At 32.6% G+C, this 26,176-nt stretch carries 24 protein-coding genes and 1 pseudogene; 14 read left to right on the top strand and 11 right to left on the bottom strand.

Annotated elements, in window-relative coordinates:
- Window positions 1–71 precede the first annotated feature (71 nt).
- Window positions 72–1,046, top strand: coding sequence for a diaminopimelate dehydrogenase (locus tag CBF37_RS00670; protein WP_125982886.1), 975 nt, complete (start codon window positions 72–74; stop codon window positions 1,044–1,046).
- A 41-nt stretch (window positions 1,047–1,087) separates the two neighbouring features.
- Here CBF37_RS00670 and treP read toward each other — a convergent pair whose 3' ends face one another.
- Window positions 1,088–3,025 carry a PTS system trehalose-specific EIIBC component gene (gene treP / locus CBF37_RS00665; RefSeq protein ID WP_125982885.1) on the bottom strand — a complete coding sequence of 646 codons (1,938 nt, stop codon included), beginning with the start codon at window positions 3,023–3,025 and terminating at the stop codon, window positions 1,088–1,090.
- Window positions 3,026–3,241: 216 nt separating this feature from the next.
- On the opposite strand from treP, the gene CBF37_RS00660 reads away from it, so the two are divergent.
- Both CBF37_RS00660 and treR read left to right on the top strand, forming a co-directional pair.
- Window positions 3,242–5,611, top strand: a complete 2,370-nt coding sequence (locus CBF37_RS00660; protein WP_125982884.1) for a glycoside hydrolase family 65 protein — start codon at window positions 3,242–3,244, stop codon at window positions 5,609–5,611.
- A gap of 82 nt (window positions 5,612–5,693) precedes the next feature.
- On the top strand, window positions 5,694–6,407 hold the full coding sequence (treR, locus tag CBF37_RS00655) for a trehalose operon repressor (RefSeq protein WP_125982883.1): 714 nt from the start codon (window positions 5,694–5,696) through the stop codon (window positions 6,405–6,407).
- 57 nt (window positions 6,408–6,464) lie between these two features.
- Here the strand turns inward: treR and CBF37_RS00650 are convergent, their stop codons facing one another.
- The 3 genes from CBF37_RS00650 to CBF37_RS00640 all read right to left on the bottom strand — a co-directional run bounded on the left by CBF37_RS00650 (window position 6,465) and on the right by CBF37_RS00640 (window position 11,472).
- On the bottom strand, window positions 6,465–7,910 hold the full coding sequence (locus tag CBF37_RS00650; RefSeq protein WP_125982882.1) for an amino acid permease: 1,446 nt from the start codon (window positions 7,908–7,910) through the stop codon (window positions 6,465–6,467).
- Between the two features lie 261 nt (window positions 7,911–8,171).
- Window positions 8,172–9,869, bottom strand: coding sequence for an NFACT RNA binding domain-containing protein (locus CBF37_RS00645; RefSeq protein WP_125982881.1), 1,698 nt, complete (start codon window positions 9,867–9,869; stop codon window positions 8,172–8,174).
- 70 nt (window positions 9,870–9,939) lie between these two features.
- Entirely contained in the window at window positions 9,940–11,472 is a 1,533-nt protein-coding gene (locus tag CBF37_RS00640; protein ID WP_125982880.1) for a cell division site-positioning protein MapZ family protein, read from the bottom strand.
- Between the two features lie 181 nt (window positions 11,473–11,653).
- Between CBF37_RS00640 and CBF37_RS00635 the strand changes: the two genes are divergently transcribed.
- The 5 genes from CBF37_RS00635 to CBF37_RS00615 all read left to right on the top strand — a co-directional run bounded on the left by CBF37_RS00635 (window position 11,654) and on the right by CBF37_RS00615 (window position 15,788).
- Window positions 11,654–12,292 carry a hypothetical protein gene (locus CBF37_RS00635; RefSeq protein ID WP_125982879.1) on the top strand — a complete coding sequence of 213 codons (639 nt, stop codon included), beginning with the start codon at window positions 11,654–11,656 and terminating at the stop codon, window positions 12,290–12,292.
- 336 nt (window positions 12,293–12,628) lie between these two features.
- The gene (gene trpX / locus CBF37_RS00630) at window positions 12,629–13,645 is read left to right on the top strand and encodes a tryptophan ABC transporter substrate-binding protein (RefSeq protein ID WP_125982878.1); all 1,017 of its coding nucleotides are present in this window, start codon (window positions 12,629–12,631) and stop codon (window positions 13,643–13,645) included.
- Window positions 13,646–14,536, top strand: a complete 891-nt coding sequence (locus tag CBF37_RS00625) for an ABC transporter permease (protein ID WP_125982877.1) — start codon at window positions 13,646–13,648, stop codon at window positions 14,534–14,536. It abuts the gene before it with no gap.
- Entirely contained in the window at window positions 14,533–15,279 is a 747-nt protein-coding gene (locus tag CBF37_RS00620) for an ABC transporter ATP-binding protein (protein ID WP_125982876.1), read from the top strand. The genes CBF37_RS00625 and CBF37_RS00620 overlap by 4 nt, the downstream gene beginning before the upstream one ends.
- Window positions 15,280–15,290: 11 nt before the next feature.
- Window positions 15,291–15,788: a GNAT family N-acetyltransferase gene (locus CBF37_RS00615; RefSeq protein WP_125982875.1), complete on the top strand. Its 498-nt coding sequence runs from the start codon at window positions 15,291–15,293 to the stop codon at window positions 15,786–15,788.
- 42 nt (window positions 15,789–15,830) lie between these two features.
- On the opposite strand, the gene CBF37_RS00610 is transcribed toward CBF37_RS00615, so the two are convergent.
- Window positions 15,831–16,421 (bottom strand): hypothetical protein, encoded by a 591-nt coding sequence (locus tag CBF37_RS00610; RefSeq protein ID WP_125982874.1) that lies wholly within the window; start codon window positions 16,419–16,421, stop codon window positions 15,831–15,833.
- 184 nt (window positions 16,422–16,605) lie between these two features.
- Between CBF37_RS00610 and CBF37_RS00605 the strand changes: the two genes are divergently transcribed.
- Together CBF37_RS00605 and xerS are read left to right on the top strand one after the other, a co-directional pair.
- Window positions 16,606–17,547 carry an LPXTG cell wall anchor domain-containing protein gene (locus tag CBF37_RS00605; RefSeq protein ID WP_125982873.1) on the top strand — a complete coding sequence of 314 codons (942 nt, stop codon included), beginning with the start codon at window positions 16,606–16,608 and terminating at the stop codon, window positions 17,545–17,547.
- 660 nt (window positions 17,548–18,207) lie between these two features.
- Entirely contained in the window at window positions 18,208–19,284 is a 1,077-nt protein-coding gene (gene xerS, locus CBF37_RS00600) for a tyrosine recombinase XerS (protein ID WP_125982872.1), read from the top strand.
- A gap of 32 nt (window positions 19,285–19,316) precedes the next feature.
- On the opposite strand, the gene CBF37_RS00595 is transcribed toward xerS, so the two are convergent.
- The 5 genes from CBF37_RS00595 to CBF37_RS00575 form a co-directional block, all read right to left on the bottom strand.
- A complete protein-coding gene (locus CBF37_RS00595; RefSeq protein ID WP_125982871.1) occupies window positions 19,317–20,363 on the bottom strand; it encodes a DUF4767 domain-containing protein in 1,047 nt (348 codons plus the stop codon).
- A gap of 231 nt (window positions 20,364–20,594) precedes the next feature.
- Window positions 20,595–20,945 carry an iron-sulfur cluster biosynthesis family protein gene (locus CBF37_RS00590; protein ID WP_240626636.1) on the bottom strand — a complete coding sequence of 117 codons (351 nt, stop codon included), beginning with the start codon at window positions 20,943–20,945 and terminating at the stop codon, window positions 20,595–20,597.
- A gap of 41 nt (window positions 20,946–20,986) precedes the next feature.
- Window positions 20,987–21,397, bottom strand: a complete 411-nt coding sequence (locus tag CBF37_RS00585) for an Ohr family peroxiredoxin (protein ID WP_125982869.1) — start codon at window positions 21,395–21,397, stop codon at window positions 20,987–20,989.
- Window positions 21,398–21,524: 127 nt separating this feature from the next.
- A complete protein-coding gene (locus tag CBF37_RS00580) occupies window positions 21,525–22,862 on the bottom strand; it encodes a DUF438 domain-containing protein (protein WP_125982868.1) in 1,338 nt (445 codons plus the stop codon).
- Window positions 22,862–23,092: a DUF1858 domain-containing protein gene (locus CBF37_RS00575; protein WP_125982867.1), complete on the bottom strand. Its 231-nt coding sequence runs from the start codon at window positions 23,090–23,092 to the stop codon at window positions 22,862–22,864. Before CBF37_RS00575 ends, CBF37_RS00580 begins: the two co-directional genes overlap by 1 nt.
- Window positions 23,093–23,222: 130 nt before the next feature.
- On the opposite strand from CBF37_RS00575, the gene CBF37_RS00570 reads away from it, so the two are divergent.
- Window positions 23,223–23,411, top strand: coding sequence for a hypothetical protein (locus CBF37_RS00570; protein WP_125982866.1), 189 nt, complete (start codon window positions 23,223–23,225; stop codon window positions 23,409–23,411).
- 4 nt (window positions 23,412–23,415) lie between these two features.
- Here CBF37_RS00570 and CBF37_RS00565 read toward each other — a convergent pair whose 3' ends face one another.
- Window positions 23,416–23,892 carry a GNAT family N-acetyltransferase gene (locus CBF37_RS00565; RefSeq protein ID WP_165866589.1) on the bottom strand — a complete coding sequence of 159 codons (477 nt, stop codon included), beginning with the start codon at window positions 23,890–23,892 and terminating at the stop codon, window positions 23,416–23,418.
- A gap of 151 nt (window positions 23,893–24,043) precedes the next feature.
- Between CBF37_RS00565 and CBF37_RS00560 the strand changes: the two genes are divergently transcribed.
- The 3 genes and pseudogenes from CBF37_RS00560 (at window position 24,044) to CBF37_RS00550 (ending at window position 26,161) form a co-directional block, all read left to right on the top strand.
- On the top strand, window positions 24,044–24,625 hold the full coding sequence (locus CBF37_RS00560) for a uracil-DNA glycosylase family protein (protein WP_125982864.1): 582 nt from the start codon (window positions 24,044–24,046) through the stop codon (window positions 24,623–24,625).
- 96 nt (window positions 24,626–24,721) lie between these two features.
- Window positions 24,722–24,938 (top strand): annotated as a pseudogene (locus tag CBF37_RS11745) (ribonucleoside-diphosphate reductase); the annotation flags it as partial.
- A gap of 227 nt (window positions 24,939–25,165) precedes the next feature.
- The gene (locus CBF37_RS00550; RefSeq protein ID WP_125982863.1) at window positions 25,166–26,161 is read left to right on the top strand and encodes a site-specific integrase; all 996 of its coding nucleotides are present in this window, start codon (window positions 25,166–25,168) and stop codon (window positions 26,159–26,161) included.
- Window positions 26,162–26,176 lie beyond the last annotated feature (15 nt).

Raw genomic sequence — 26,176 nt, 5'->3', positions numbered from 1 at the left:
TTTTTTGTTGTATTGTTTTTAACAAGAAGTTTTTCATACTTCTGAATTTAAAGAAAAAGGGATGATATTGAATGATTAGAATTGCAATTATTGGCTATGGTAATTTAGGACGCGGAGTGGAAACTGCAATTAAGAAGACTGATGATACCGAATTAGTCGGAATTTTTACTAGAAGAGACCCTCTGACAGTTAAGGCCAAAGCAGGAAAGGTTTATTCAATGGCAGACCTTTATGATAAAAAAAATGAAATTGATGTCTGTATTTTATGCGGAGGTTCGGCAACGGATTTACCCGTCCAAACGCCTGAATTGACGAAAATATTTAATACAGTTGACAGCTTTGATACTCATGCTAAAATACCAGAACATTATTCGGTAATAGACGATACAGCGAAAAAAAATAGCACAGTATCAATAATTTCAGTTGGCTGGGATCCAGGATTATTTAGTATTAATCGTGCCTATGCTGAGAGTATTTTACCAGATGGTGAAACGGTTACTTTTTGGGGTAAAGGTGTTAGCCAAGGACATAGTGATGCATTACGCCGGATTGATGGAATTAAAGATGCAATTCAATATACTATTCCTAATAATGATATTATTGATCGTCTGAAAGTTGGTGAACATTTAGAGTTATCAACTCGAGACAAACATACTAGAGAATGTTTTATTGTATTAGAAGATGGGGCTGATGAAGCAGCAATTATTGAAAAAATTGTTACAATGCCAAATTACTTTAATGAATACGACACAACAGTAAACGTTATTACACAAGAAGAATTAGAGAAAAATCATAAACAAAAAATGCCGCACGGCGGTAAAGTATTACGTGTTGGCCAAACATCGAAACAAAATAAAGAAATATATGATTTTTCATTAGCTTTGGATAGTAATCCTGAATTTACATCGAGTACTTTAGTAGCTTACGCCAGAGCATGTGCAAGACTAGCTGAAGAGAAAAAATATGGTGCATATACCGTATTAGATATTGCACCAAGTTATATTTCACCTAAATCAGGTGCTGATTTAAGAAAAGAATTACTTTAAAAAAAGACTTAACAGATTTTCTGTTAAGTCTTTTTTGATTATTATAAAACGTCAGCAGAACCAATCACGGCTTCTGCAGTTACTTTTCCAGTTTTTGTTAAATCTATTTTAGGTACTTTATCCATATTTGTCAGAACAACGACAACATCGATACCTTTACCTTTTTCTTTAATTGCTTTGAGATCCATCTCGGCAACTCTTGTTTCTTGTGTCACTTTTTGTCCTTCTTCGATAAACAATTTAAAAGGTTCACCATTTAAGTCAACTGTATCTAGTCCCATATGTAAAAGAACTTCAATACCGCTGTCTGTAGTTATTCCAATTGCATGCTGTGTCGGAAAAATATTAGTCACATGACCGGCAACAGGTGAATGAATATCATTTTTTTCTGGTAAGACTGCGTATCCGTCTCCCATCATTTTTTCTGAGAAAACTTGATCATTTACTTTAGATATTGGAATCAGCTCACCATCAGCAGGAGCATAAAATGTTTCGGTCTGGATAGCACTTCTTTCTGCGTTTGCTTGTTTTGGGACTATTTTTTCCAATTCAACAGAGTCTAATTTATTTAGTTTTTTAGATTTTCTAAATACTAATGTTAATACAAAAGGAATAACGATCGCAATGACCATTCCTATTGCAAATGAACCATAACTGCCGGGCTTCATTGAGATAATTCCTGGCAAACCGCCAATACCAACTGCTTTGGCTTTAACTTTCATTACTGTAATAAAACAGCCCGCAATCCCTGAACCAATCATTCCAGCTACAAATGGATAAAAATATTTCAAGTTGATCCCAAACATTGCCGGCTCAGTAACACCCAGGTAAGCTGAAATTGTTGAAGGGATAGATACTTGTTCTTCTTTTTTATTACCTTTATGTAAATAAATAATAGCAAGAACAGCTGAACCTTGAGCAATATTTGATAAAGCTACCATTGGCCAAAGTGTCGTATAGCCTAAGTCACCAATCATCTGTAAATCGATGGTCAGCATCAAATGATGCAATCCAGTAATAACGAGTGGCGCATAGAAGGTACCGTAAACTAAACCAGCCAACCAAGCAAAATTTGATTCGATTGCCGTTGAGACAACATGACTGATGGCACTGCCGATTGTCCAACCAATCGGACCTAAGATAACGTGTGCGGCAATAACTGTAATTATTAAAGAGAAAAATGGAACAAAAATCATTGATACAGCTTGAGGAATTATTTTTCTGAAAAACAACTCTAAATAGGCCAATAGAAAACCTGCTAGAATGGCAGGAATAACTTGTGCTTGATAACCAATCATTTGTACTTGAGCGAAACCAAAATCCCATACAGGAATATCAGTTGCAGCAGTACCGGCAACACTATATGCATTTAATAATTGCGGAGAGACTAAAGTAATCCCTAAGACGATTCCTAGAATTTGAGTTGTTCCCATCCGTTTTGCAATACTCCAAGTAATCCCAACTGGTAGGAAGTGGAAGATGGCTTCACCGATTAACCATAAAAAGTCGTTGGTTCCTTTCCAAAACTGCGAAACTTCTACAATTGTCTTACCGTCGAGAAAACCAAACGGAACCCCTTCAAGGACATTTCTAAAACCTAAAATTAAACCACCAACAATAATAGCAGGTATCAGTGGTGCAAATATTTCAGCTAATACTGTTACAATTCGTTGAATGACACTCAGATTTTGTTTTGCAGCTTTTTTTCCAGCTTCTTTTGAAACACCGCTGACGCCTGAAACGGTAGAAAAATCATTGAAAAAAGTTGCAACGTCATTTCCAATAATTACTTGAAATTGACCAGCATTTGTAAACATACCCTTTACGGAATCCAATTTTTCGATTTCTTCTTTGTTCGCTAGACTTTCATCGTTTAAAACAAATCTCATACGCGTTGCACAATGACTAACAGCTGCAATGTTTTCAGATCCGCCGACATAATTCAGCAGCTGCTCAGCCTCTTTTGAATATTTTCCCATAATAACACTCCTAATTTTCCTACTTGACTAGACAAGTGGTTGTTTGAAGTTATCATAATACTTTTTTGTAAAAAATGCAAGCGTTTAAATAAACGGTATAATTGACTTATATACTATAAAAGTCTATAAATTAAATAAATAAATAATATTTGAAAAATTTAAATAAACCTGATATGCTTTATTTAATCATGTATATACAAGTTAAGGAGTGAGGGAATGACAACAGAAGAAAATGAATTTATGTTAACTTATCATTCATATTCAAAAGGTAAAGAAGAATATTCGCAAGAGTCATTAACAACAGTCGGAAATGGTTTTTTGGGTGTCAGAGGAACATTGCCTGAAATGGAAATATCTGAAAATAATTACCCTGGGACTTACTTGGCAGGTATTTATAATACAGAAGAATCCGACGTAGCAGGTCATGCTATATTTAATGAAGATTTTATAAATTTACCGAATGCTTATAAGATTTATGTTGTCGTAGACGGTGAAAGGATTAATATCGAAGATAATGCTGTGAAAGAACTTGACCGATCTTTAAATCTAAAAAATGGGGTCTTTCAATCGACTGTCGTCATTGAATTAGCCAATAAACATAATTTAACTATTATGTCTGAACGTTTTGTCAGTATGGCTGATAAACATTACTCTGGTGTTAAGTATAGTTTCAGTATTGATGCAGACGATGTAGTTTTAAATTTGATTTCATCGATTGATGGTGATGTCTATAATTATAATGTTGAACGCTATCGTTCTTTAACGAATCGACATCTTGATATATTAGATTTAGGTGCGCACAAAAATCATGCGTGGTTGCGGAGTGAAACTAAAAATTCAAAAATAAATATTTTACAAGAAACATTGTTAACAGGGGACTTGCTAAGCAGCAATGATATAAATATCGTTAAAGACAATAAAGAAATTAAACAAGAGATTACCTTTAAAACTGAAAAAAATAAAATGTATAGTGTAGAAAAATTAGTTTACACGGACTATTCAAAAACAGTTATTCCAGAGAAAAAAATCAAACCGTTGGATTACATTGATGTAAAACAACAATCGATTAATGAGTGGGAAAAGCTATGGAAAGCTGCGGAAATAGTTGTTGAAGGTGATGAAAAATCACAATTTTTAATTAACCTTCACACATATCATCTGTTGTGTTCAGCTTCACCGACAGGGAATAAGGAACTAGATGCTTCAGTTACTGCTAGAGGACTGCATGGCGAAGCATATCGTGGTCATATTTTTTGGGATGAACTATTCATTTTACCTTTTTACATCAATCATTTTCCAAAGACTGCGAGAGAATTGTTGATGTATCGTTATACAAGATTAAACCAAGCAAAGATTAATGCTAAGGAAGCAGGCCATAAAGGTGCAATGTATCCATGGCAATCAGGTCTGACTGGTGACGAACAATCGCAAAAGATGCATCTTAATCCTGTGAGTGGCGAATGGAAAGAAGATCATAGCCAAAATCAACGACATGTCTCTTTAGCTATTGCGTTCAACATTATTCGTTACTATGACCAAACAAAAGATGCGAATTTTATGATTAATTACGGTCTTGAAATGTTGATGGAAATCAGTTTATTCTGGTTGCATTTAGCTAAATGGGATGCCGACGAACACCGTTTTTCGATCTCAGGTGTTATGGGCCCAGATGAATTTCATGAAGCTTACCCAGGATCTGACAAGGGTGGTTTTAAAGACAATGCCTATACTAATTTAATGTTGGTTGCTGTTTTAGATAAATTGAAAATTTATCAAAGTGAATTTAAAGATTATTTAACGCCACTAGAAACTAAAGTCGGTTGGACAGCAGACGAAACGAACAAACAACAACAGCTTGAAGAAAGTATGTATCTAGACATAAATAATGACGGCATCATTGCACAATTTGACGGATATTTTAAACTGAAAGAATTAGATTTTGCGGCATATAAAGAAAAACACAGTAATATTTATCGTATGGATCGGATTTTAGATGCGGAGGGTAAAAAGGCTGATGACTACCAAGTTGCTAAACAAGCCGATGCATTAATGATATTTTATAACTTACCTGAAAAAAAAGTTAAAAATATCTTTGGTCAATTGGGATATGACTATACTGATCGTACACTCTCTGATAATCTAGAGTATTATTTAAAACGTACGACACACGGGTCAACATTATCCCGTGTAGTTCATGCAAAATTAGCTAAAATTGTTGGTAATGATGAATTAGCTTGGCAGCTGTATTCCGAAGCTCTTTCTTCTGATTATGCTGATATCCAGGGAGGTACAACTTCTGAAGGGATACATACTGGCGTGATGGCAGCAACTTTAGATATTACGTTAAGCATGTATGCAGGTCTTGAAGTAACTGATGAGAGTATCTCATTAAACCCAAACTTGCCAAAAAATTGGGGAAAATTGTCATTTAAGGTATCACATCAAAATATTTTGTTTGATGTGGTTGTAACAACAAAAGATATTGAAATTATTTCATCAGAAAATAGTCAAGCGGTTATTTTTGGAAAATCTTATCAACTTAGAAAGCATGATTTATTTAAAGTGTCTTTATTGTCAAAATCATAGATAGTAATGTTTGGTATTCACTATTGCTATCAGGAGTCAGAATAACTATAATGAATTTTAGAACATTCAAAGGAGTTCTAAGATGAATAAATTTAAAGAGATTTATCGTGATTTAGAAGAAAAAATTTTAACTCATGAATATCCGGCTAATACAATGCTTCCTAGTGAAAGTCAGTTAATCAAACACTATAAAGTATCACGTGAGACTGTCAGAAAAGCATTGACATTATTGAAAAATGCTGGTTATATTCAAAAGCAGCAAGGAAAAGGATCAATTGTTTTGGATATAAACAGGTTTAATTTTCCTGTATCTGGTTTGACAAGCTATAAAGAGGTGAGAGAAAGCCAACAAATCTCAGGTGAAACTAATGTGGTTGAATTAAAAAAGATAGCTGTTAGTAAGGAATTGTCAAAAATAACTGGTTGGAACGTTGCTGCAGAAGCTTGGAAGCTAGTTCGTCAGCGTAAAATTGATGATGAGATAGTTATACTAGATAGGGATTACTTACTAACCGACATAGTTTCAACATTACCACAAAAAGAAGCCGAAAACTCAATTTATGAGTATTTTGAAGATCATTTGAACTTGGATATTTCTTATGCCAAAAAAGAGATAACTGTTGAACCAGCAACTAAAGGTATTCGTGAGTTAATGGATCTGCTAGAAGATACCCATGTTGTTGTCATCCGTAGTCTGGTTTATTTAGAAGATACACGTTGTTTTGAGTATACTGAGTCAATTCATCGGTTGGATAAATTTCGCTTTGTCGAGTTTGCTCGACGAAAAAGAGTATAAAAAAAACCTGTCGGATTCATTTTTCATGAATTCAACAGGTTTTTTATTAAATCATTTTTATTGAATGTGTGCTTTTTCTTTATTTTTCTTAGCCATATAAGGGAAGATAAAGCCTAAAGCCAACAAGACAAGAGGTGTTAGAATATTTAATGTTATTTGGAAAATCCAAGCTTTTGGATTAGCAGCATAAGGTGTTTTAGGAATAATTCCCAAAATACATGCAAATGCAGTAAATAAGAAGCACCAAAGGCCGATGATAAAGCCAATTTTTGGATTTTTTACGAATTTGTATTCAGACTTAAACTCTTTATGAAGTTTATTAACCATCATATAAGCGAAAAATACCCACAAATAACGAAGTGGCATGACAGAAGCATTCAGATTAAGCAGCCAGTTGTATAAATCATTCATGTTTTTCATACCTAGACCAGGAATGATAATTAGAATACTAACTAACACACCAGTTAAAGCATAACCTTTAATCGGTGTATCATTCTTATTCATTTTAGAGAATGATTCGGGGATGTAGTCAGAATCAGCATCTGCTAATAAAATTTTAAGAGGTGCATCAATTGAAAATGCTAATGCAGAAATTTGTGCTAAGGCTTGTGCAATTGCATAAACAATAACAAATAAATTTCCAACACCATAATAAGCGCCTAATTTTCCAAAGGCAACATAAGCACCATTAGCCATTAAATCGGATGGGATATTATTACTGTCAAATAGCATCCCCATTGAAAAAGAACCTAAGATTGCACAAATAGCAATCATTGCAGCTAATGCCAACATACCCTTAGGAAATTCTTTAGCTGGATTTTTGGTATCATTGACATAAGGCGAGATCTTCTCAGCACCACCTACTGCAAACACCAACATAGAAATTGTAGTAAAGTAACCTAGATTAAACGTCGGCAAGTATGTTTTTAATGACCCCATGTCAGGTGTTGCTAACGTGGCTTGATTACTTATCATTGGTGCGCTGACTGCTAATAAAATAAAGAGCAGTGACATAATAAACATTGCAGTTCCAGCAATACTTCCAATTCTTTTTAATGTTGTCAAACCTTTAGATGCAATCCATAAGAAGAAAAGGAAAATAGCAAGACTTAAAATAGATGTAACAGTTGCACCGGCTTCTTTAATAAAATTACCATTTTGCTTAATAATCCAATTAAATGCAATAACAATTTGTTGAGGTTTTTGAGCTAAATAGGGGATATGTACCACCCAATAAGTCCACGCAGCAAAGTAGCCAATTTTTTTAGTTGTAGTATTTTTAACCCAGCTACTGACACCTCCACTAGAATCTTTAAATGTTGATCCAAGTTGCCCAACAATTAATGCGTAAGGTATAAAGTATAAAAGCATAATCAAAATCCAAGAAAAAATAACTGATATACCTTGTGTTGCATAATTATTGACAACATTACCTAGTCCCCAAACTGAAACAAAGGCAATGATGGCAACATTGTACCAACGTAATTGTTTAGAACTACCCAAAGCAATCACACTCCTTTTAAAATATAGTTTATACACTATTAATCATAAGTTTAAAAGTTAACTTGTACAATGAAAAACTAATAAAAATGATAATAATTTGAGAATGTCATGAGATAAAATAAGTTTTTTCTAATAAAGATACCGATTGAAAAAGATAACTTCAATCGGTGTCTTTATTAGTTTTTATGTTAGAAGGAAAAATGACAAGAATTAGTGGGAAACTAATTCTTGTCATACGTGTGAACATTATCTTTTTAAAGATTAAAATTTTAATTTGGTCACGATATTTTTAGATGGTGTCACAAAAAGTGTTTTTTGATTTTCGTAAATGACATATCCTGGTTTAGCACCGTTCGGTTTTTTGATATGTTTGACTTGAACATAATCAACAGGAACATGATTGGATAATCGATATTTAGAAAAATAAGCCGCAAGTTGAGCAGCTTCCAACAATGTTTGTTCACTAGGTTGATCTGTCTTAACAATAACATGTGATCCAGGAATATCTTTAGCATGCAGCCAGTAATCAGTCTTTTTAGCCTGCTTTAAGGTAAGTTGGTCGTTTTGAATATTGTTTCGGCCGACTAGGATATTCACACCATCAGATGAAATGAATTCTTCAGGTTTGCTTTTCTTTTGTTTCTTTTTCGCTTCATGACGTTTAGGCTTAATATATTTTTCTTCAATTAGTTCTTCGCGAATCATATCAATATCGCTTGGATTTGCAATTTCTAATTGCGAAGACACCGATTCTAGGTAGATTAAGTCATACCTAGCTAAGGAAATTTGTTCTTTAACAACCTTGACACCGTTTTTAAGTTTTTGATATCTTTGGAAGTATTTTTGTGCATTTTGACTGGGACTGAGTGCTTTATTCAACGAAATACTTAGGAGACTGGTTGCCTCATCATAGTAATTAGGCAGCTTTACTTCCTTTGCTCCTTTAGGAACTTCGTGAAGGTATGTTGTCAGTAATTCTCCTTTAATCCGGTATATATCAGCATTATCTGCATCGATAAGCGATTGTTCTAATTTTTTTATTTTTTTCTTTAATTTTTGCTGATCATTTGTTACTTTCCTTATTAACTCGCCAGCCTGTTGTTTGACACGATCGCGTTCTGCTTTTCCTTCATAAAAAGCGTCTAGTAATTGACTTAGAGTTTGAAAATTTTGTTTTGTCCCGGATAAATTAATAAAAGGTACAGGAGTGATGTAATCTTTATTCTGAAAATTAGTTAAAGTCGGTGATAATGAAGATGCTAACTCGCTAAAGAAAGAGTTCCACGCAGCGATTTTTTCCTTTTCAGATTGAATCATCCGGTAGGTAATTTCTTCACCAGTATCTCTGCCGATTCCTTGAAAAGAGTTTATGATTGCAGTTGAATCTAAATTCGGATGAGTCTGAACAAATTCAAATAATTTATCTGAAGACAATGTAAAAGGATTCATCTTATCAGATGCTGGCGGATTTATGTATTCAGCACCTGGAAGCAGCAGGCGGTAGCTGTTTTGACTGCTGCCAACATGTTTGATTGTATCAATAATTTTATTTGTTTGTTTATTTAGTAAAATGATATTACTGTGTCGACCCATAATTTCAACGATGAGGACGATTTCTTCAATATCACCTAATTCATTTCGACTATTAAATGAAAAATGGATGATGCGATCATTCTCAATCTGTCTAATCTTTGTTAAGATGCTACCCTCTAAATACTTCCTTAAAATCATACAAAAATTAGGAGGTGATAGGGGATTTTTATAAGAAATATCTGTTAACTGTACTCTAGCATAGGAAGGGTGTGCAGAAAGAAGCAATGTTTGATTTTTTCCGTTTGCTCGGATAACAAGCATAATTTCATGCTCATATGGCTGATGAATTTTGGATAGTCTGCCATTTAGAAGCGCAGCATTTAATTCTTTGACCATATAATGGGTAAAAAGACCGTCATATGACATATTAAAACTCCTTTAGAATATAAAAATAAGAAAAAACAACAAGGTGTTCTTTCTTATTTTTCGTATTTATTTATCGAGGACCGTTTCCTCTAAACCAACCTGTTTTTACGTTAACTGTTACAACGTAAATTGGAAATTCTTCAGGCTTGCTGTTAGGGAAGATACGTGAATTAGTTGTAGCGTATAAATCATAATAGCCATCACCGTTTTCGATGAATTTGGGTACTAATGAATATCCACCCGGTACAACATAGCCCCTTGAAACAACAGTATTAATAAATTTATCCTGAACACCAGGGTTCCAACCCCAAGCAGGGTTAGATAAATCAATGTTAGCATCTTGTCTATTTCCCCACTTGCCATTTGTTGATGGAACACCATTTTGTCGCGCACCTTGACTATTGTTTACAGTATCATTTGTTTGGCTGCGAGACTGGTTATTATTAGCTGCTTCAGCATCTTTTTTGCGCTGTTCTTCAGCCTTTTGTGTTTCCATAGCTTTTTCATCAAGTGATTTTTTCACTTGATCCAACTGGTTGTTCAAAGTTTTTTGGATATCTGGATCTTTGACTGACTTAACAGCATCAATGGCAGAATCATATTTATCTATTGTCGCATCGTCAGTTACTTTATTATTTTTAAAGACGGCAGCTACAGCATTTTGAGCTTTTGTTAATAATTCTTTTTGTTTATTTGCTTCAGTAAGAGCTTCGTTAAAAAGTTTATTAAAAGCTGAATTGTCTTTACTATCAAGGTTTTTCAATCCAGTTGCATCAGCCGTCTTTACATAAGCACCGTCTAGTGATAAGTTATCTGCATCAAGAACTGTTTTTTTAAACAAATCATTTATATCATTTTGATTGTTGAATATTGATTCTGCCTGCTCGTAGAGCTTGTTCATATCATTAAATTCACTCTGTGTTTTAATTTTATCTAAGGCATCTTTTGCTTTATTAAAATCCGATTTAGTGATACCTTTTTTTAAGAAAGTATGTTCTGAATTCAAGAATAATGACTTGACATCGGTGTTGGCACTTGCAACCATTTGTGCAGTTACTTTTTGTTCTTGTGATTTTTGATAAGATGAATAAGCATATCCGCCGCCGCCAATTAAAACGACTGCTGCTGATAAAATATAGAGTGTTTTTTTTGATTTTCTTGGCATTTGACGTTTAATTGGCTGAGCGTTGGAAACAGTATCTTGTGAGATTTTCGGTACATTTTTTTCTTTAGAGTCTGATTTTTGTTGACTGTTTGTTACAGTGTCACTTTCTGTTTCTTCAGAGATTTCAGAATCAAAATGCTGTTCTTCATCTAAAGATTCTGACACAGATTTAGTTGCTGATTCTTCATTTTCTCTTACGTCAGCTGTGTTATTTGAACTATCATCATTTTGATTATTTTGTATTGTTTCTTCGTCTTGAGCTGAACTAGGTCTGATTCTATGATGAAAGACAACATCATGGTTATCATCGCTATTTTCCAACTTATCAGTTTCGTCACCAGAATTTTCAGGTACAAAAAGATGACAATTTGGACAATATTCTTCATTTTCTTTTATAATTTGGCCGCAGTTTGGGCACTTTTTATCCTTTTTAGGCAAGTAAATCGCTCCTAATCGTTTAATAATCTTACTTCAACTTATACATTATATACTATTATAAACAAAAAAAATAGTCTCGTCCTGTTTAAAAAACAGATTGTATATTGCATTATTGTTACTATTCTTTTATGATAAGTCATGATGTACAATAAATATATTAATTTTTTTAAGGTGGATACTGATGGGACAAGGTACAAAACAAAGGGTTAACAGAAATGAGAATGCCAGTAAAAGAAATAAAATTATCATAGTTGTGCTGATTGCTTTTTTACTTGCTATTGGTATTAACAACCTGTTTGATAAAACACTACGACCAATTATTAGGAAACAGCAAATTTCATCTGTTGTTAATCTGAAGTTGAAAAACAAAAAAATTAAAGCAATTAATGCTAGCCAATTCACTAAGTTAAAAAGTGATAAATCAAATTATTTATTAATTATTATAGATAATCGAGATAACACTGCAACGAATGAATTACTAAAATTTATAAATCAACCAGAAAACTTTAAAGAAGTCAAAGATCCTGTGTATCTGTATCAGCCGATTTATCAAATTAGGACGGTAGTTGCTGACTACCAACTTACTTCAAAAAATAATTTGATTTATTTTGATAATGGAAAAGAAAAACAGAGAATTGCATTTGACAATTTTGGTAAAAATGGTGAAGATATCAATAAGCTTCAGGGACAAATTTACGAATTAGTAAATCCTGTAATACCACAGCATAAACCAGTCCGTGTCAAAAAAGATAAAGAATTAGATTTTAATGTGAATCCTAATGTAAAAAAACAAACTAAGGAAATTTATTTTGATAATTAGTTGACAAGACAAAGTAAAACAGCTATGATTATCACAATAAATATTAAAAAGAGATGAGGGATTGTCATGTTTATTTTAAATAGTAAAAAGACCAAAAGAACAGCAGCTGGATTTTCATGGCAAACTTGGCGTAGATAGTTGTATGTATGAAGTAATTTCATAGATACAACATTTAGAGAGCAATCTAAAGTGATGTATCTATGCGAGGACATATAAGAAACATAATCCGCATGGAAGATTTTATAAATCAGCTGTGCGGTTTTTTGTTGTCATTATTACGTGACAGGGACCGTTAACGGTTCCTGTTTTTTTAGTACAATTTTAGGGGGAATAGCCATGAAGAGTAAACGTCTTATTACAGCAGTTAGTATCATTTTAATATTTTTAGTCGGGTCATTTATCAAAGAATCTCGTGCATCTGAAGGGAGAATTGAAGCAAAAAAAGAAAATAAAATTCCAACAGTTGGTATTTTACAATTTGTAAGTCACCCATCATTAGACCAGATTAGAAAGGGAATGATTGATGAAATGGCAGACAGCGGCTATAAAGAGGGTAAAACAGTCAACATTGATTTTCAAAATGGTCAAGCAGATCAAAGCAAACTCGCTAGTATGAGTCAGCAGTTAATTTCTAAAAATCCTGATGTTCTTGTTGGAATAGCCACTCCAGCAGCACAAGCCTTAGCTAATCAGACAAAGGATATTCCATTAATATTAGGAGCTGTAAGCGATCCTGTTCGTGCCGGATTGGTAAAAACACTTGAGAAACCGAAAACGAATGCAACAGGAGTGAGTGATATAGCGCCGGTTGACAAACAATTGGATTTGGTAGAAAAGATTTTACCTGGAAAAAAAGTAATGGGCATCTTAACTTCTTCAGGTGAAGATAACTCTAAGTCTTACATAGAGAGAACAACTAAAATTGCAGAAGCTAAAGGTTTCACAGTAAAATCATACACAGTACCAAGTTCAAATGAAATCACACAAATGGTGCACTCAATGGCTGGTCAGATAGATTTTCTTTATATTCCTAATGATAATACTATTGCAAATGCAATCGATTCAGTTATTGCTGTGACAGATCAATACAAGATACCTGTTATACCTTCTGTTGATGCGATGGTAAAACAAGGCGGTCTTGCAACAATTGGTAGCAACCAGTATAAACTTGGCCGAGAAGTTGGTAAAAAGGTAGTGGGAGTACTGGAAGGTAAAATAAATCCTGCAGACACTTCTGTAGAAATCTTTAAAGAAGGTGACCCTTCAGTCAATAAGGAAAAAGCTGAAGAATTAGGTATAACGATTCCACAAGACATTATAAATCAAGCAAATAAAGCAAAGGATGTGAATTAAATGTTGGTTTCTACGATTGGACAAGGATTTTTATGGTCTATTTTAGGTTTGGGTATTTATTTAACTTTTCGAATTTTAAACTTTCCTGATTTAACAGCAGAGGGAAGTTTTCCTTTAGGAGGAGCAGTTTGTGTGACTGCAATCACCAATGGTATAAATCCAGCGATTGCAACCATTTTAGGCGTTCTAGCTGGGATGCTGGCTGGCCTAACGACGGGATTATTATATACAAAAGGTAAAATCCCAGTAATATTAGCTGGTATTTTAGTAATGAGCGGTTTGAACTCTGTTATGTTGTTTGTTATGAAGTCACCGAATGTATCGTTATTAAACCATCGAACTATTTTCAGTATATTTAATAGCCTTTCATTACCTAAGAATTTTGATATCGTTATTATGAGTTTGGCTATTGTAATTATCGTTTTAATTTTATTAGTATTCTTTTTAAATACAGAAATAGGCCAATCCTACATAGCAACAGGTGACAATGAAATCATGGCAAAATCTTTGGGAATAAAAACCGATACAATGAAGATTGTCGGTTTGGTTGTATCCAACGGGATTATTTCTTTAGCTGGCGCATTGATTGCTCAGAGTGACGGCTATGCGGATGTGAATAAAGGGATTGGTGTGATAGTAATTGGATTAGCCTCTATTATTATTGGAGAGTTATTATTCGGTGAATTAACAATGATTGATCGTTTCGTAGCTATTGTAGTAGGGAGCGTTTTATATCAGTTATTAATTCTAGCAGTCATAAAACTGAATTTTGATACGACTTATTTAAAACTGTATTCTTCAGTCATTCTCGCAATTTGCTTGATGGTACCTCAATTAAAAAAAAGATTTTTTGAGAATATTGATTTATTTAAAAGGAGTGACGGTGAATGAGGGAAGCAATTTTAACAGTTAAAGATGGCTCTAAAGTGACGGAAACCGGTATGATTATTATGAATAAATTAAATTTGACGGTAAATAAAGGAGATTTTATTACAGTACTAGGTGGTAATGGTGCTGGCAAGTCAACGCTGTTCAACGCTATTAGTGGAACAATGCCATTAACATCAGGAGCTATTATTCTTAAAACAAAAGACGTGACACATTTGGGAGAAGAAAAAAGAGCTGATTATTTATCACGAGTATTTCAAGATCCTAAAAATGGGACTGCTCCGAGAATGACTGTAGCCGAAAATCTGCTTTTAGCTAAACAAAGAGGGAAAAAGAGAACTTTAAAAACTCGGCAACTAAAAAAATACTTACCCCTCTTTAAAGATATATGTGCACAAATAGGTAATGGGCTGGAAAACCATCTAAATACCCCAGCAGGAAACTTATCTGGTGGACAACGTCAAGTCTTGAGTTTACTCATGGCTACAATCAATAAACCTGAAATTTTACTATTAGATGAACATACAGCAGCTTTAGATCCTAAGACGGGAAAGCAGCTAATAAAGTTGACAAATGAGAAGGTGAAAGACGATCAATTAACATGTTTGATGATTACTCATCAAATGCAAGACGCTTTGGATTACGGAAACCGTCTAATTGTCTTAAGCAAAGGACAGGTAATTAAAGATTATTCAAAATTTGAAAAAGAACAGTTGACAATGGATGATTTGTTAAAATTTTTCTGAGAGGACTATTTATGAAGTTAACATTAATTAGGCGAAACGACTTAGCTGAATTGAAGAATTTTAAAGTGATTTGTTTGCAATCTAAACACCGTATCCACGGCGGATACAATTTGGAAAGGACAAAAGACGAAGTAAAGTGGTTTAAACAAATAACGGCTAACATACGCCATGGTGACTATTTATTTGTTGCACGAGATGAGAAAGGCAATCTAGTTGGGATAATAAATTTTAAAGAGTCACTAAGTTTTCAAGATACTATTTACGGGGGAAACAGCAGTTTTACTGTTCATCCTGACTTTTTAAATAGAGGTTTTGGTTCAGAAATGGTCAGACAGATGCTAAAAGAGATGGCACGCATTAATCCGAATTTAAAAAGAATTCTTTTTACAGTCAAAAATGATAACATGGCATCAATTAAAGTTATAGAAAAAAATTCTGGCAAGATGATTGATCAAGTAGAAATGGATAAGAATAAGATTAATCGTTATTATATCTATACCGAAAAGTAAAAATATTATAATTAGAACATCGCCTCTAAAGTAATGTTCTAATTATTTTTTGGGGAACTCGTATACTAACTTAGCCTCTGGATTAACTGTTCGCAGCAGGGAACCATAGAAATCTTGTGTAGATTCCTTTAATAAGTCATGATACTTTTTTAAATATTTTTGTTGAGCGGTACTATTTAAGATTTTGGTTACCATTTGCGTTTCATTTATATCAGGTGTTACCCAACTTAAGATATCATTGTTTTCAGCAATCACTGAAAACTTCTCGTTACTATGACCGATAAAAATAAATTCAGGAATCTTGATTTTATATGTGTTGTCATTTGTTTTTTCTATTGTAACTTTTTTACCGTCTAATCCTAATTTTGCGTCAAATTCAGCTTGCACGTATTTGTATTTATTGGTACCAAATAAATCAGTGTCAAACAATTGAATACTTTGTTTAGCAGTTAATACTTCGGAAACCCCCAAATTTACTAATACAACCTGTTTCTCTTTAGTTAGCGATTTGATGACTTGTGTATCTTTAAATGATGTATCTGTATTGACAAATTTATGATTACCAAGAATAAATCCAATAAATAGACTAACAGCAATTGTGGTGACCAAAACGATAGCAGTCCTCTTTTTCAAATTAATCCCCCTTTACTATGTTCTAGTTATAATAATAACTAAAATAGATAAAAATGAAAAGCAAAATACTATCTAGTGAATTTAAACTAGTGAATTTAAAGAACATTTTTGTCTGTTTTTTGATTAGTTAAAAACAAAGTGTTAATATGTAAAGGTAGGAAAATTATGGAGAGAAGGATGCTTTATGAAGAAAATGTATATTATCGGGATAGCATTAGGTCTTTTATTAAATATGAGCATTACAGATGTTTTAGCTGAAGAAACCAGCTCAACAGATTCTTTTAGAACAACTGAGACGACACAATCTTCAACACAACAAAATGATATTGGCGCTCAAAAAAATAAATTAGAAAAAGATATCACTGGTTTTTATAACATTGGAAATTGTACGGAATCGGAGTATGATACAATAATTGCAAATTTAAAAAGCGCGAAAACCATTACTGATTTAAACGAAGTATCTTTGGAATTTAAAAAATTAGAAGCTAACTATGCGGCAAGCGTTGCACGAAGCGATTTCTTATTTATGATTAAAGATATGGGTAAATCTGGTGAATTAACAAGCAATCAAGTCACTGATTTCTTAGCAAGATTAAACGATCCATCTGTTGATACTCCTGATAAAGCTGGTGATATTTATGATGAAGCAATTAAAATCGGTCAAACAAGTGAAGCTTTTAAGAAAAGCTATGATGCTTTAAAAATACGTATAGAGAATTTAAATAAAAATGGTAAAATTTCAAAAGAAAAAATGAATGAGTTTTTAAATCTCCTAAATACTGCAAAGACAATTTCAGATATTAGCGGGCTTAGTGAAGCAATCGATCGAAACGAATCAACAATTAGTTCTACTTCATCAATCACAACAACAACTTCAAAGGAAAGTTCAGGAATAAGTTCAACTTCCTCTAGCATTAAAGAAGCAAAGGTGAAAACAGTTCCAACTAACCAAAGTAACGCTGCAGTTTCAAAGTCAAAATTACCTCAAACTGGTGAACAAAGAGGAATCATGGGCATTATTATCGGTATTGTTTTAATTATTATTGTAGTCTTAATTCTTAGAAATAAGAAAAAAAATAATAGCAGTGACGATAATGATGATTCAGATGATACAAATCAAGAATAAAAATTTATATAGACGTTTTACAATATATAAGCTTAAGCCAACCAAAATTAAATGGTTGGTTTTTTTAAATTAATTATAAAAACGTAACTTTATATAATATATATTATGTAAACCAAAGGAAATATTTTTTATTTTATATCAAAATCAAACATTCCCTATCAACTTACAAAATTGATCTATCTAATAATAGTATTCTTTATCTTAGCAAATTAATAGTAGTTTTCAGCATCTGCATTTAATAATTATTTGAATTGTATATAGGTATTGTGCCTTATATAATTATCAATTATCGAAATGACATTCATAAAATTTTATGATCTATAATTTATAATTAAGTGTTTTAAATTTTTTTTAGAATAAGCTGTTAATCATTATAAAGATTCAACGTGTCATATATGAATTGTTTTTCATTTAATGTATCGTGATTATGGCATTGAACATTAAGATAACTACTCGATTCATATCAGTATACTTTTTTTATTCTGAAGATGGTCTGTCGTATTTTTACCTTTCGTGAAAGTATGTACTTTCCGTAAAGGTATATATTTATAAAAGTTTGTTTTATCTAATAATATTTCTTTATTTAAATATTGGTATAGATATGTTAAAATATATTTGAACATACGTTCCCTACTGATTTATATGAAAGAGAGGAATTAAATGGCTAATAATTTAATTTATACTCGTTTGCAAAAAGAATTAGAAGCTTTACCTTCTTTTGTGAAAGAATATATTCAATCAAAAAGTTCAATCCCCTATTCCACTGTAACTTTATACGAATATACTAAAGAGTTTCGACGTTTTTTTAATTGGCTCTACTCCGAAAATCTTACCAGCAACACTCTTACTACTTTAGATGATTTAAATAGATTAAAAAAAGAAGATGTCGAAGCTTACAAGTCTTATCTATTAAATGCGCCGCGACAAGGAACTGTTGCTGATGGCCAATCGCGCTCATTTGTTACAATACAACGATCAATTACTGCATTGCGCTCTCTTTTCAAATATTTATCATTAAAAACGGAGAATGAATCAGGAGTTCCTTATTTATCACAAAATATATTTTTAACCATTGAGAACGTTAAAAGCGGCAAAACTTTGAAAGAACGTTCTCGTTCAATTGAAAAAAAATTATTTTTGGATGACGAAGCTTTAGGCTTTTTGGAATTTATTAATAATGATTATGAAGATACTTTGACAAGTCATCAAGCTAAAGCGGCTTTTAAAAGAAATAAAGTAAGAGATCTTGCTATAAATGCGCTTTTTTTAGGAACTGGTATGCGACTTTCGGAATTAGTCAATATGAAGATTTCAGATTTAGACATAAATAATTCGGAAGCTACGATAATTCGTAAGGGAGGTTTTAAAGATACAACTGCTATTTCAAGTCTATTTATAGATTATATAGCTAATTATAGTGACCGCCGTAATGCACTTTATAAGCCTAATACCACTCAAAGATATCTTTTTTTAACAACTTATAAAGGTGAAGGACGACAAATAGACACTTCCACTGTAGAAAAAATGGTTGCAAAATACTCATCAGCATACAAAGTACGAATAACTCCTCATAAGTTGAGACATACTGTCGGTACTCAACTATATAAAAAAACGAACAGCCTCCTAACAGTATCTCACCAATTAGGTCAGACAAGTACAAGTGCTACAGCGATATATACTCATATCGTTGATGAAGAGCAAAGGCAAGCAATGAATAATTTATGGTTTAACAAATAAGGGTATCTTCTACGAATGAAGATACCCTATTTTTATAAAGGTTGTACACCAGCACTTGAACAAGTGTCAATGTAATTTTCCTTAGTTTCATTACCTGTATTTTTCATTTTACTAAGTGCTTGATCATAACTTTGTTTATCGTTAATATATTTATCGTATAATTCAGAATATGAAACTATTTCGTTGGGAGTTTCTATTGTACTAAATCCGCTCACAGCTCCTTGGTAGACAACACCTTGTATAACTTTTATTCCGTTTTCAAAAAATTCTATATGATACAATGGATGTCCTGTGCCAACACCGCTGGTTATGTATGTATATAAATCTGTGCCATCAAACGAATAATAAAAATCCATGCCTGAAAGTCCTTTATATTGATTGACACGATTATCAGCATATTGCCCAGCCATTAATACTTGTAGTTGTTTCGATAATTCTTTAAATTTTGATACTTCTTTTTTGGTATCACTTTGGCTACTGTTGGAAAACGTATTTTTGGTATTATCTTGGTTAAAGACAGTCTTAAAACCATCGCTTAATTCTTTATTTTTTGTTTCGATAAAGTTAAGTTGTCCCTGATCATTTTCTGGTTGTTCAGTAATAAATACAGTAGGAGTCTGTTCTTTAATAGTAAAAATATATAAATGCTGACCGCCATTGTCAATATCTGAATATGCCGTTAACAACAGCACCTCACTGTCTTTTTTGACATTTGACGCTATAGGCAGCATATTAACTACTTGATTATTGATACAGACTTTATTCTTTTCTGTTAAGGTATTAAGCGATATTCTTTTGTCGTACCACTTGATTGATTCATCTTTAATCAACGGCTTGTATGTTTGTTGCATTTCTTTTCCCCAACCCGTCATAAAGTTATTTAATTCCTTTTGTTTTTTGTCAGCCCATAATGCTTGCTGATTTAGTTCAGTTGTACCCTTTTTATCCGAACTAGAAGAACTCTGACTAATTTTCATTTTGGAGTTATCGGTGCTTGGTTTAGTGGTCTGCTTATCATGCGAACAGCCAGCTAAAAATATAAACAGAAAAAATAAAAAATAAATATTTTTAAATTTCATAATATCTCCTTACCAATATTGTCAATTGTTAATTTACTATATATCATTGCTGAAGTTATTCGTCTAATACGTTTACAAATTTAGAAAAAAATAATTACTTTTCGGAATACATTCAATTTAAGAACATTATTACTTCAATTTTTTTATAAAAAAAAACAAAATATTTTTATTTTCCAAAAAAAGGACACCCGAAAAAAATTTCCAGATGTCTTGCTTTAAATTAATTATAGTTTAATTTACTTTTGTTGCAGTCTCTTTATAAACTGTGACGTTACTATCGATAATACCTCCATCATTGCGCAACATTATAGTTTTTGCTGTGGGATTAATATCCAACGTCATGTTGCCATTAATAAACATTGTATCGTACTTAGATATCCATACTTTGCTTACATTGCTGTTAACGACGATATTAAATGGCTCAATCAAAGAATCAGTAGGAATTAAAAGACACCGTTCACCAATCATACAGCACCCTTGTGCTGAAGAAAAATCATTAGAACCATCATTTAAAGTTAAAACAAAACCTTTTTTTAGTTCTGGTACAACTTTTAGTACGTCATCGGATATTGTTAATCTCATTCTGATCATCAGCTTTCATCATCATTGTGTTATTTTCTTTTCTATTCAGCAACTAAATTAATTTTAACATTACCTTCAATTGCTTTTGTATATGGGCAGATACCTTCTGTTTCTTTTAAATATTTCATTGTTTCCTCTTTGCTTAATCCTTCAATTTTTCCTATTAAATTAACTGCTAAATGTAATGAATGAAAATCAGGCAAATCGCCTAATAAACTTACTTCGGCTCGAATTTCACGATTACGTGATTCTAGACCATCTCTTTTAAGCGGAAACTCAAGTGCTCCGTTGAAACATGCCGAAATACCTGCTGCAAATAATTCTTCGGGGTTAGTATAACCAGCTTTTTTTTGACTGCTTATTTTTAAGTCTAGAAAACCACCGACTGATTTACTTTCACCTTCGCGACCTCCAGTATTAATTACTGTTGATACTGATATTTTTTTACTCATAAAGAATCCCTCCTATTTCTATATATTATTTTATATAGATTATTTAGATAGCACAAATAATATGCTTAAGAATACAAAATGTTTAATAAAAATACATTTTCGAAAACAAATTCATTATTAACAGATATTAGTCCATTAGACGCTTTTCACCCTCAAGTGAACGAATATGAGTTATATCTTGTGTTGCTTCTAAACAACCCATGTAGTCACCTGAATCATCCTTTAAAGCAAAATATTGAATATAAACATATTTCCCATGAAGGTCAATCCAGAATTCAGCGTGAGAGCGAATGTTGTTTCTAAAATCATCTAGAATTTGTTGAACAATGTGCATACTTTTAGGGGGATGACAATTAACTACTTTTCGCCCAATAACAGAATTGGTTCTTGGGAATACACGATCTTTTCCCTCAGAATAAAAACAGACTGTATCTTCATCATCTACAAAAGTTAAATCAACAGGAATAGAACGAAACATTTGAATCAATTGACTCATTTGAAGAGTACCAGTTGGAAATTCGATAGATTCCCTTTCTGATAAATTATGATTTTCAGAAATAATGTTTGACGAAATTGTTTTTAACTCTTCTTCATCTGGATTTACTTTTAATCCAGCAGCTATACCTTCAGTCATTTCTTTAGCCTCATTGATGGCTTCTAAACGTGCAGGCTCTCTTTCTAATTCTGATATAAGGCTTTCATTACTGGGACGCCAAGGAAGCGGATCTGGTATGTAAGCAAAGCCGATATCAAAACTATCTTTCGCTATTTGATCCCAATCATTTAGACTAAAAATGTCGAGAGTCATGGGTATCATAATTTCTTCTTCTTTAAAAATCATTTCATCTATTTCATTTTTCAGATTTTCCCATTTAATTTTTAATGGATTAAATGCTGTTTTTTCATCAAGTACAAGTTTATTTATTTCTTTTATTTGATCGCGAATTGAGTCATCCACACCCCACATAACCATTGGGGGTGCGGTTATTCCGTATTTCTCCATATATGAAAATATTAGTGTTTCTTTCCGTGCATAATGCTTATTCAATTGATTTAAATCTTTTAACGCAGCAATTAAACGTTCTTTAAAACTCCAATCTCCCGCTTCAATCTTTGTTAAAAGTCCATCTATTTCATCAGACATCAATGATTGCAGTACTTGATTTTCAAGTTTCAAGGTATGTACGGGATGTCCTGGTTGTCCATATCCTTCATTTGATTGATGGATATCATTAATTGATCCTTTAAAAACAGCAGCATGTATATTGCACAACTTTTGAATCTCAGAAGGATCTAATCCACCTTGAATGAGTGCTCTTTCGGCTGCTGTTATCTCCGTAACATCAACCCCATCAAACTCTTCGTTAAATAATTTTTTAGCTTCTTCAAACGAACCGCCTTTATGAAGTAAACTCAATATTTCGACTATTCTCTCTTGTCTTTGCTCTTTAATTGACTTTTCCATTAATTATAGCCCTCCACAATAAACCCATTTTTCTGGAAAACCTCGATAACTTTTTTTAATTCTATTTTTTTCATCTGTGCACCTTTTTTAATTGTCATATATCTTCCTGCTGTTTGCAGCATTCCAGGTTGTGCAATTGCTTTGAAACCTAGACTGTACATAATCTCTATAACTTCTGGATATTTTTTAACTGTATCATACAGATTTTCGTTTAAATCAATGACTATCATGTTCATCGCTCCTTATATAAAAAATTATATAATAGATTGCTTGTATTTTCACTAAATATTTTTTGCTATTTCATTTTTTTTATTTTAAACTAACTAAGGTACAGTAACTAACTATCTAGGAGGGCTAAAAATGACAATTAAACGTTTTGTTCAGTTATTCATTTGCTATATTATATCAATTCTTATTCCTTTTATGATTATTAATTATTTTGATATCACGTCACAATCAATTCAACTTGTGCTTTATATCGTTGTTGGGTTTGTTTTATTAACTTTACCTCTAACAATTATGACAATTAATAAGAATAAAAAATACTAAGACTTTAGTCCACAGCTAAAGTCTTTTTCAATACAATTTGATCTCTTAATAGTAGTCCATTTTCAAATATTTTTTCCGAATAGTGCTGCGTAAAATAATCTGAATTAATTTTCCAAAAACGGAATCCATATTTTTGATAGAAATACAGCTGCTTGATACTTGTTGTTCCTGTTGCTACTAGCATCTCTTGATAGTCTTTCTTCTTAGTTTCATTTAAAGCATGCGTCAGTAAGCTGTACCCAACCCCTTGATTTTCAAACTTCTGACTTACCGAAATATTGGTTAATTCAATGGTTTCAATGGAACGTGGAGTAAGCGTTAGAATACCGATGATTTCATCTTTTTGAACAGCCTCATAAATTTTACTTTTTCTAAGATATTTCTCAATACTAGTAACAGATGGATCAGCTTCTAACAAAAGTTGCCAATGAATTGTATTTATAGTTTCTATTTCACGAATCGAAATTTTAAAATTACTCAAGATTTTCGCTCCTTCTAGTCTTAGTACTTTTATTTTAAGCTATATCTTTAATGAATTCACGTTAAAAGTCGTTATTCTGGACTTATTTATTTTTAATGTCTAGAATCATAAATATAGATATCAAACAAGTAATTTTTAAAGGGTGATTGATATGACTGATGTGCTTAAAGAGATTTTTAACGATATTAAAGATGATCCGATGAATAAAGATTTTACTGACCGGGGAATTGATCCGTTATACTCCGCAGATAAAAATGCGACGATTATGATTGTTGGTCAGGCACCTGGTCAAAAAGCAGAAGCATCTCGGATGTATTGGAATGACCAAAGCGGTGATCGATTACGCGATTGGATAGGTGTATCACGTGAAAAATTCTACTCAACGGATAAAATTGCCATCTTACCGATGGATTTTTACTTTCCGGGAATGGGAAAGTCTGGTGATTTACCACCTCGTAAAGGATTCGCAGAAAAATGGCATCCTAAATTAATTGAGCAAATGCCAAACTTAGAATTAATTATTTTAGTAGGTTCTTATGCTGTTCACCACTATTTAAACTTGAAAACATCGGTTAAACTAACAGATATTGTTCGTGACTATAATCACTACTTGCCACGTTATTTCCCTTTAGTTCATCCGTCTCCTAGAAACCAGATTTGGATGCGTAAAAATCCATGGTTTGATACAGATGTGCTACCAGTCTTGAAAGAACATGTTCATAAGTTAATGTAGCAGATAGTTAAAAAATTAATAACACATTATACTGCATCGATTAGTATTTGTTGCGATATATTGTGTTTTTTATATAGATTGATCAGCGTTTAATTAATGAGTTTAACCTTATTCATGGGTTGACTTTACTAAAAGGTCTTGATGAGTGGAAAACTAACAATCAATTAAAATTAACTACACGCGACTTAAATCGCTTGCGAGATTATGTGCTTGGATGAAAGGCATTAAATCACTTTACTACAACATCCGGACATTCACAGAGGATAACCAAGCAATCCCCACCGCAAATACTTGCGAATCATGTATGATTTAACAATAAAAAGGAGAATTTATAATGAGCTGCTTACACTATAAAGCCATATACTGGAACGAATCTGAAGATGATATTGACAAACAAACTTTGGAAATGCTGAAGCTATGACTGAAGATGACTATGATTTCTAATACTTCAAGAAACCTGCTTAATCAAAAGTTTTTTTGAAATATTAGAAAGTAATCTGCTTGTTTGATATACTGGACTTAATAAAGGGGGCATTTTTATTGGCAGATCACAGTGAGCAAATAATTAATGAGCCGAATGAAGAATTTGAACTTAGACGAAAGATACGCGAACGCACCCAAAACTTTACCCCAACTATGTTGTCATTTATTCAAGAAATGTTGGCAACTGTCTCTACAGCAACTGTATACGAATACGTAAAGGATTTATCCTTATTACTCATTTACACGAAAAAAAAAGATAAGAAAAATCGAATTTCTGATTTCCGTATGTGTAACTTACCATTTGAACATTATGAAAATTTTTTCGATTACATTAAACGATATGCTTTAACCTATAAGACGACAACCGGCAAAGAAGTTACACAACTGTTTACAAACACAGAACAAGGTGTTAACCGTAAAATAGCTACTATGCTTCGTTGGACAAGGTATCTTGAAATTACAAAAAAAACAGAAACACCCGTTTACCATTCATTAAAATTAATTCAAACAACAAGGCGTTCAAAAACATATCTAATGGATGATACAGTTGTAACACTTTTAGATAGTATAGAAAGTCTTGATGCTATTGATTCTTGGCAGGCACAGCAATACGCAGAAAAAACAGCTCCAAGGGATTTAGCTTTGATTTCTCTAATTGATCTATCAAATCATCAAATTTTTGTCGTTCGGCGTAAAAATAGAGAACAGCACATTATTATTCCTATGCAAGCGCAACGCTACTTACGAAACTTTATTAACAGCCGTCTGCTGACTGCTCAAACAGATACTGTTGAACTCTTTCTATTCGAGTCGCTTCACAGCGGAAAGATGCATCAAAAGACGGTTCGTTTAATGTTAACAAAGTACTCGCAACGTTTTTCTTTAACCACTAATATAACACCTCAATTATTGCGCAATACCTGTGAACACAAACTTTACTTATTATTTAGCAAAAATCAGAATAAAGTAAATTGGGCAATGGGTAAAAGCTACTATGAATTTATTGGTGAAATTGATTTAAAGAATCGTTGGCTCCAATTAACTTATATGTAAAACAACTATGCTAAC

Origin of the sequence: Vagococcus vulneris, from assembly GCF_003950515.1 — a bacterium.
Taxonomy (GTDB): domain Bacteria; phylum Bacillota; class Bacilli; order Lactobacillales; family Vagococcaceae; genus Vagococcus; species Vagococcus vulneris.
This window is presented reverse-complemented; position numbering and strand designations above follow the sequence as displayed.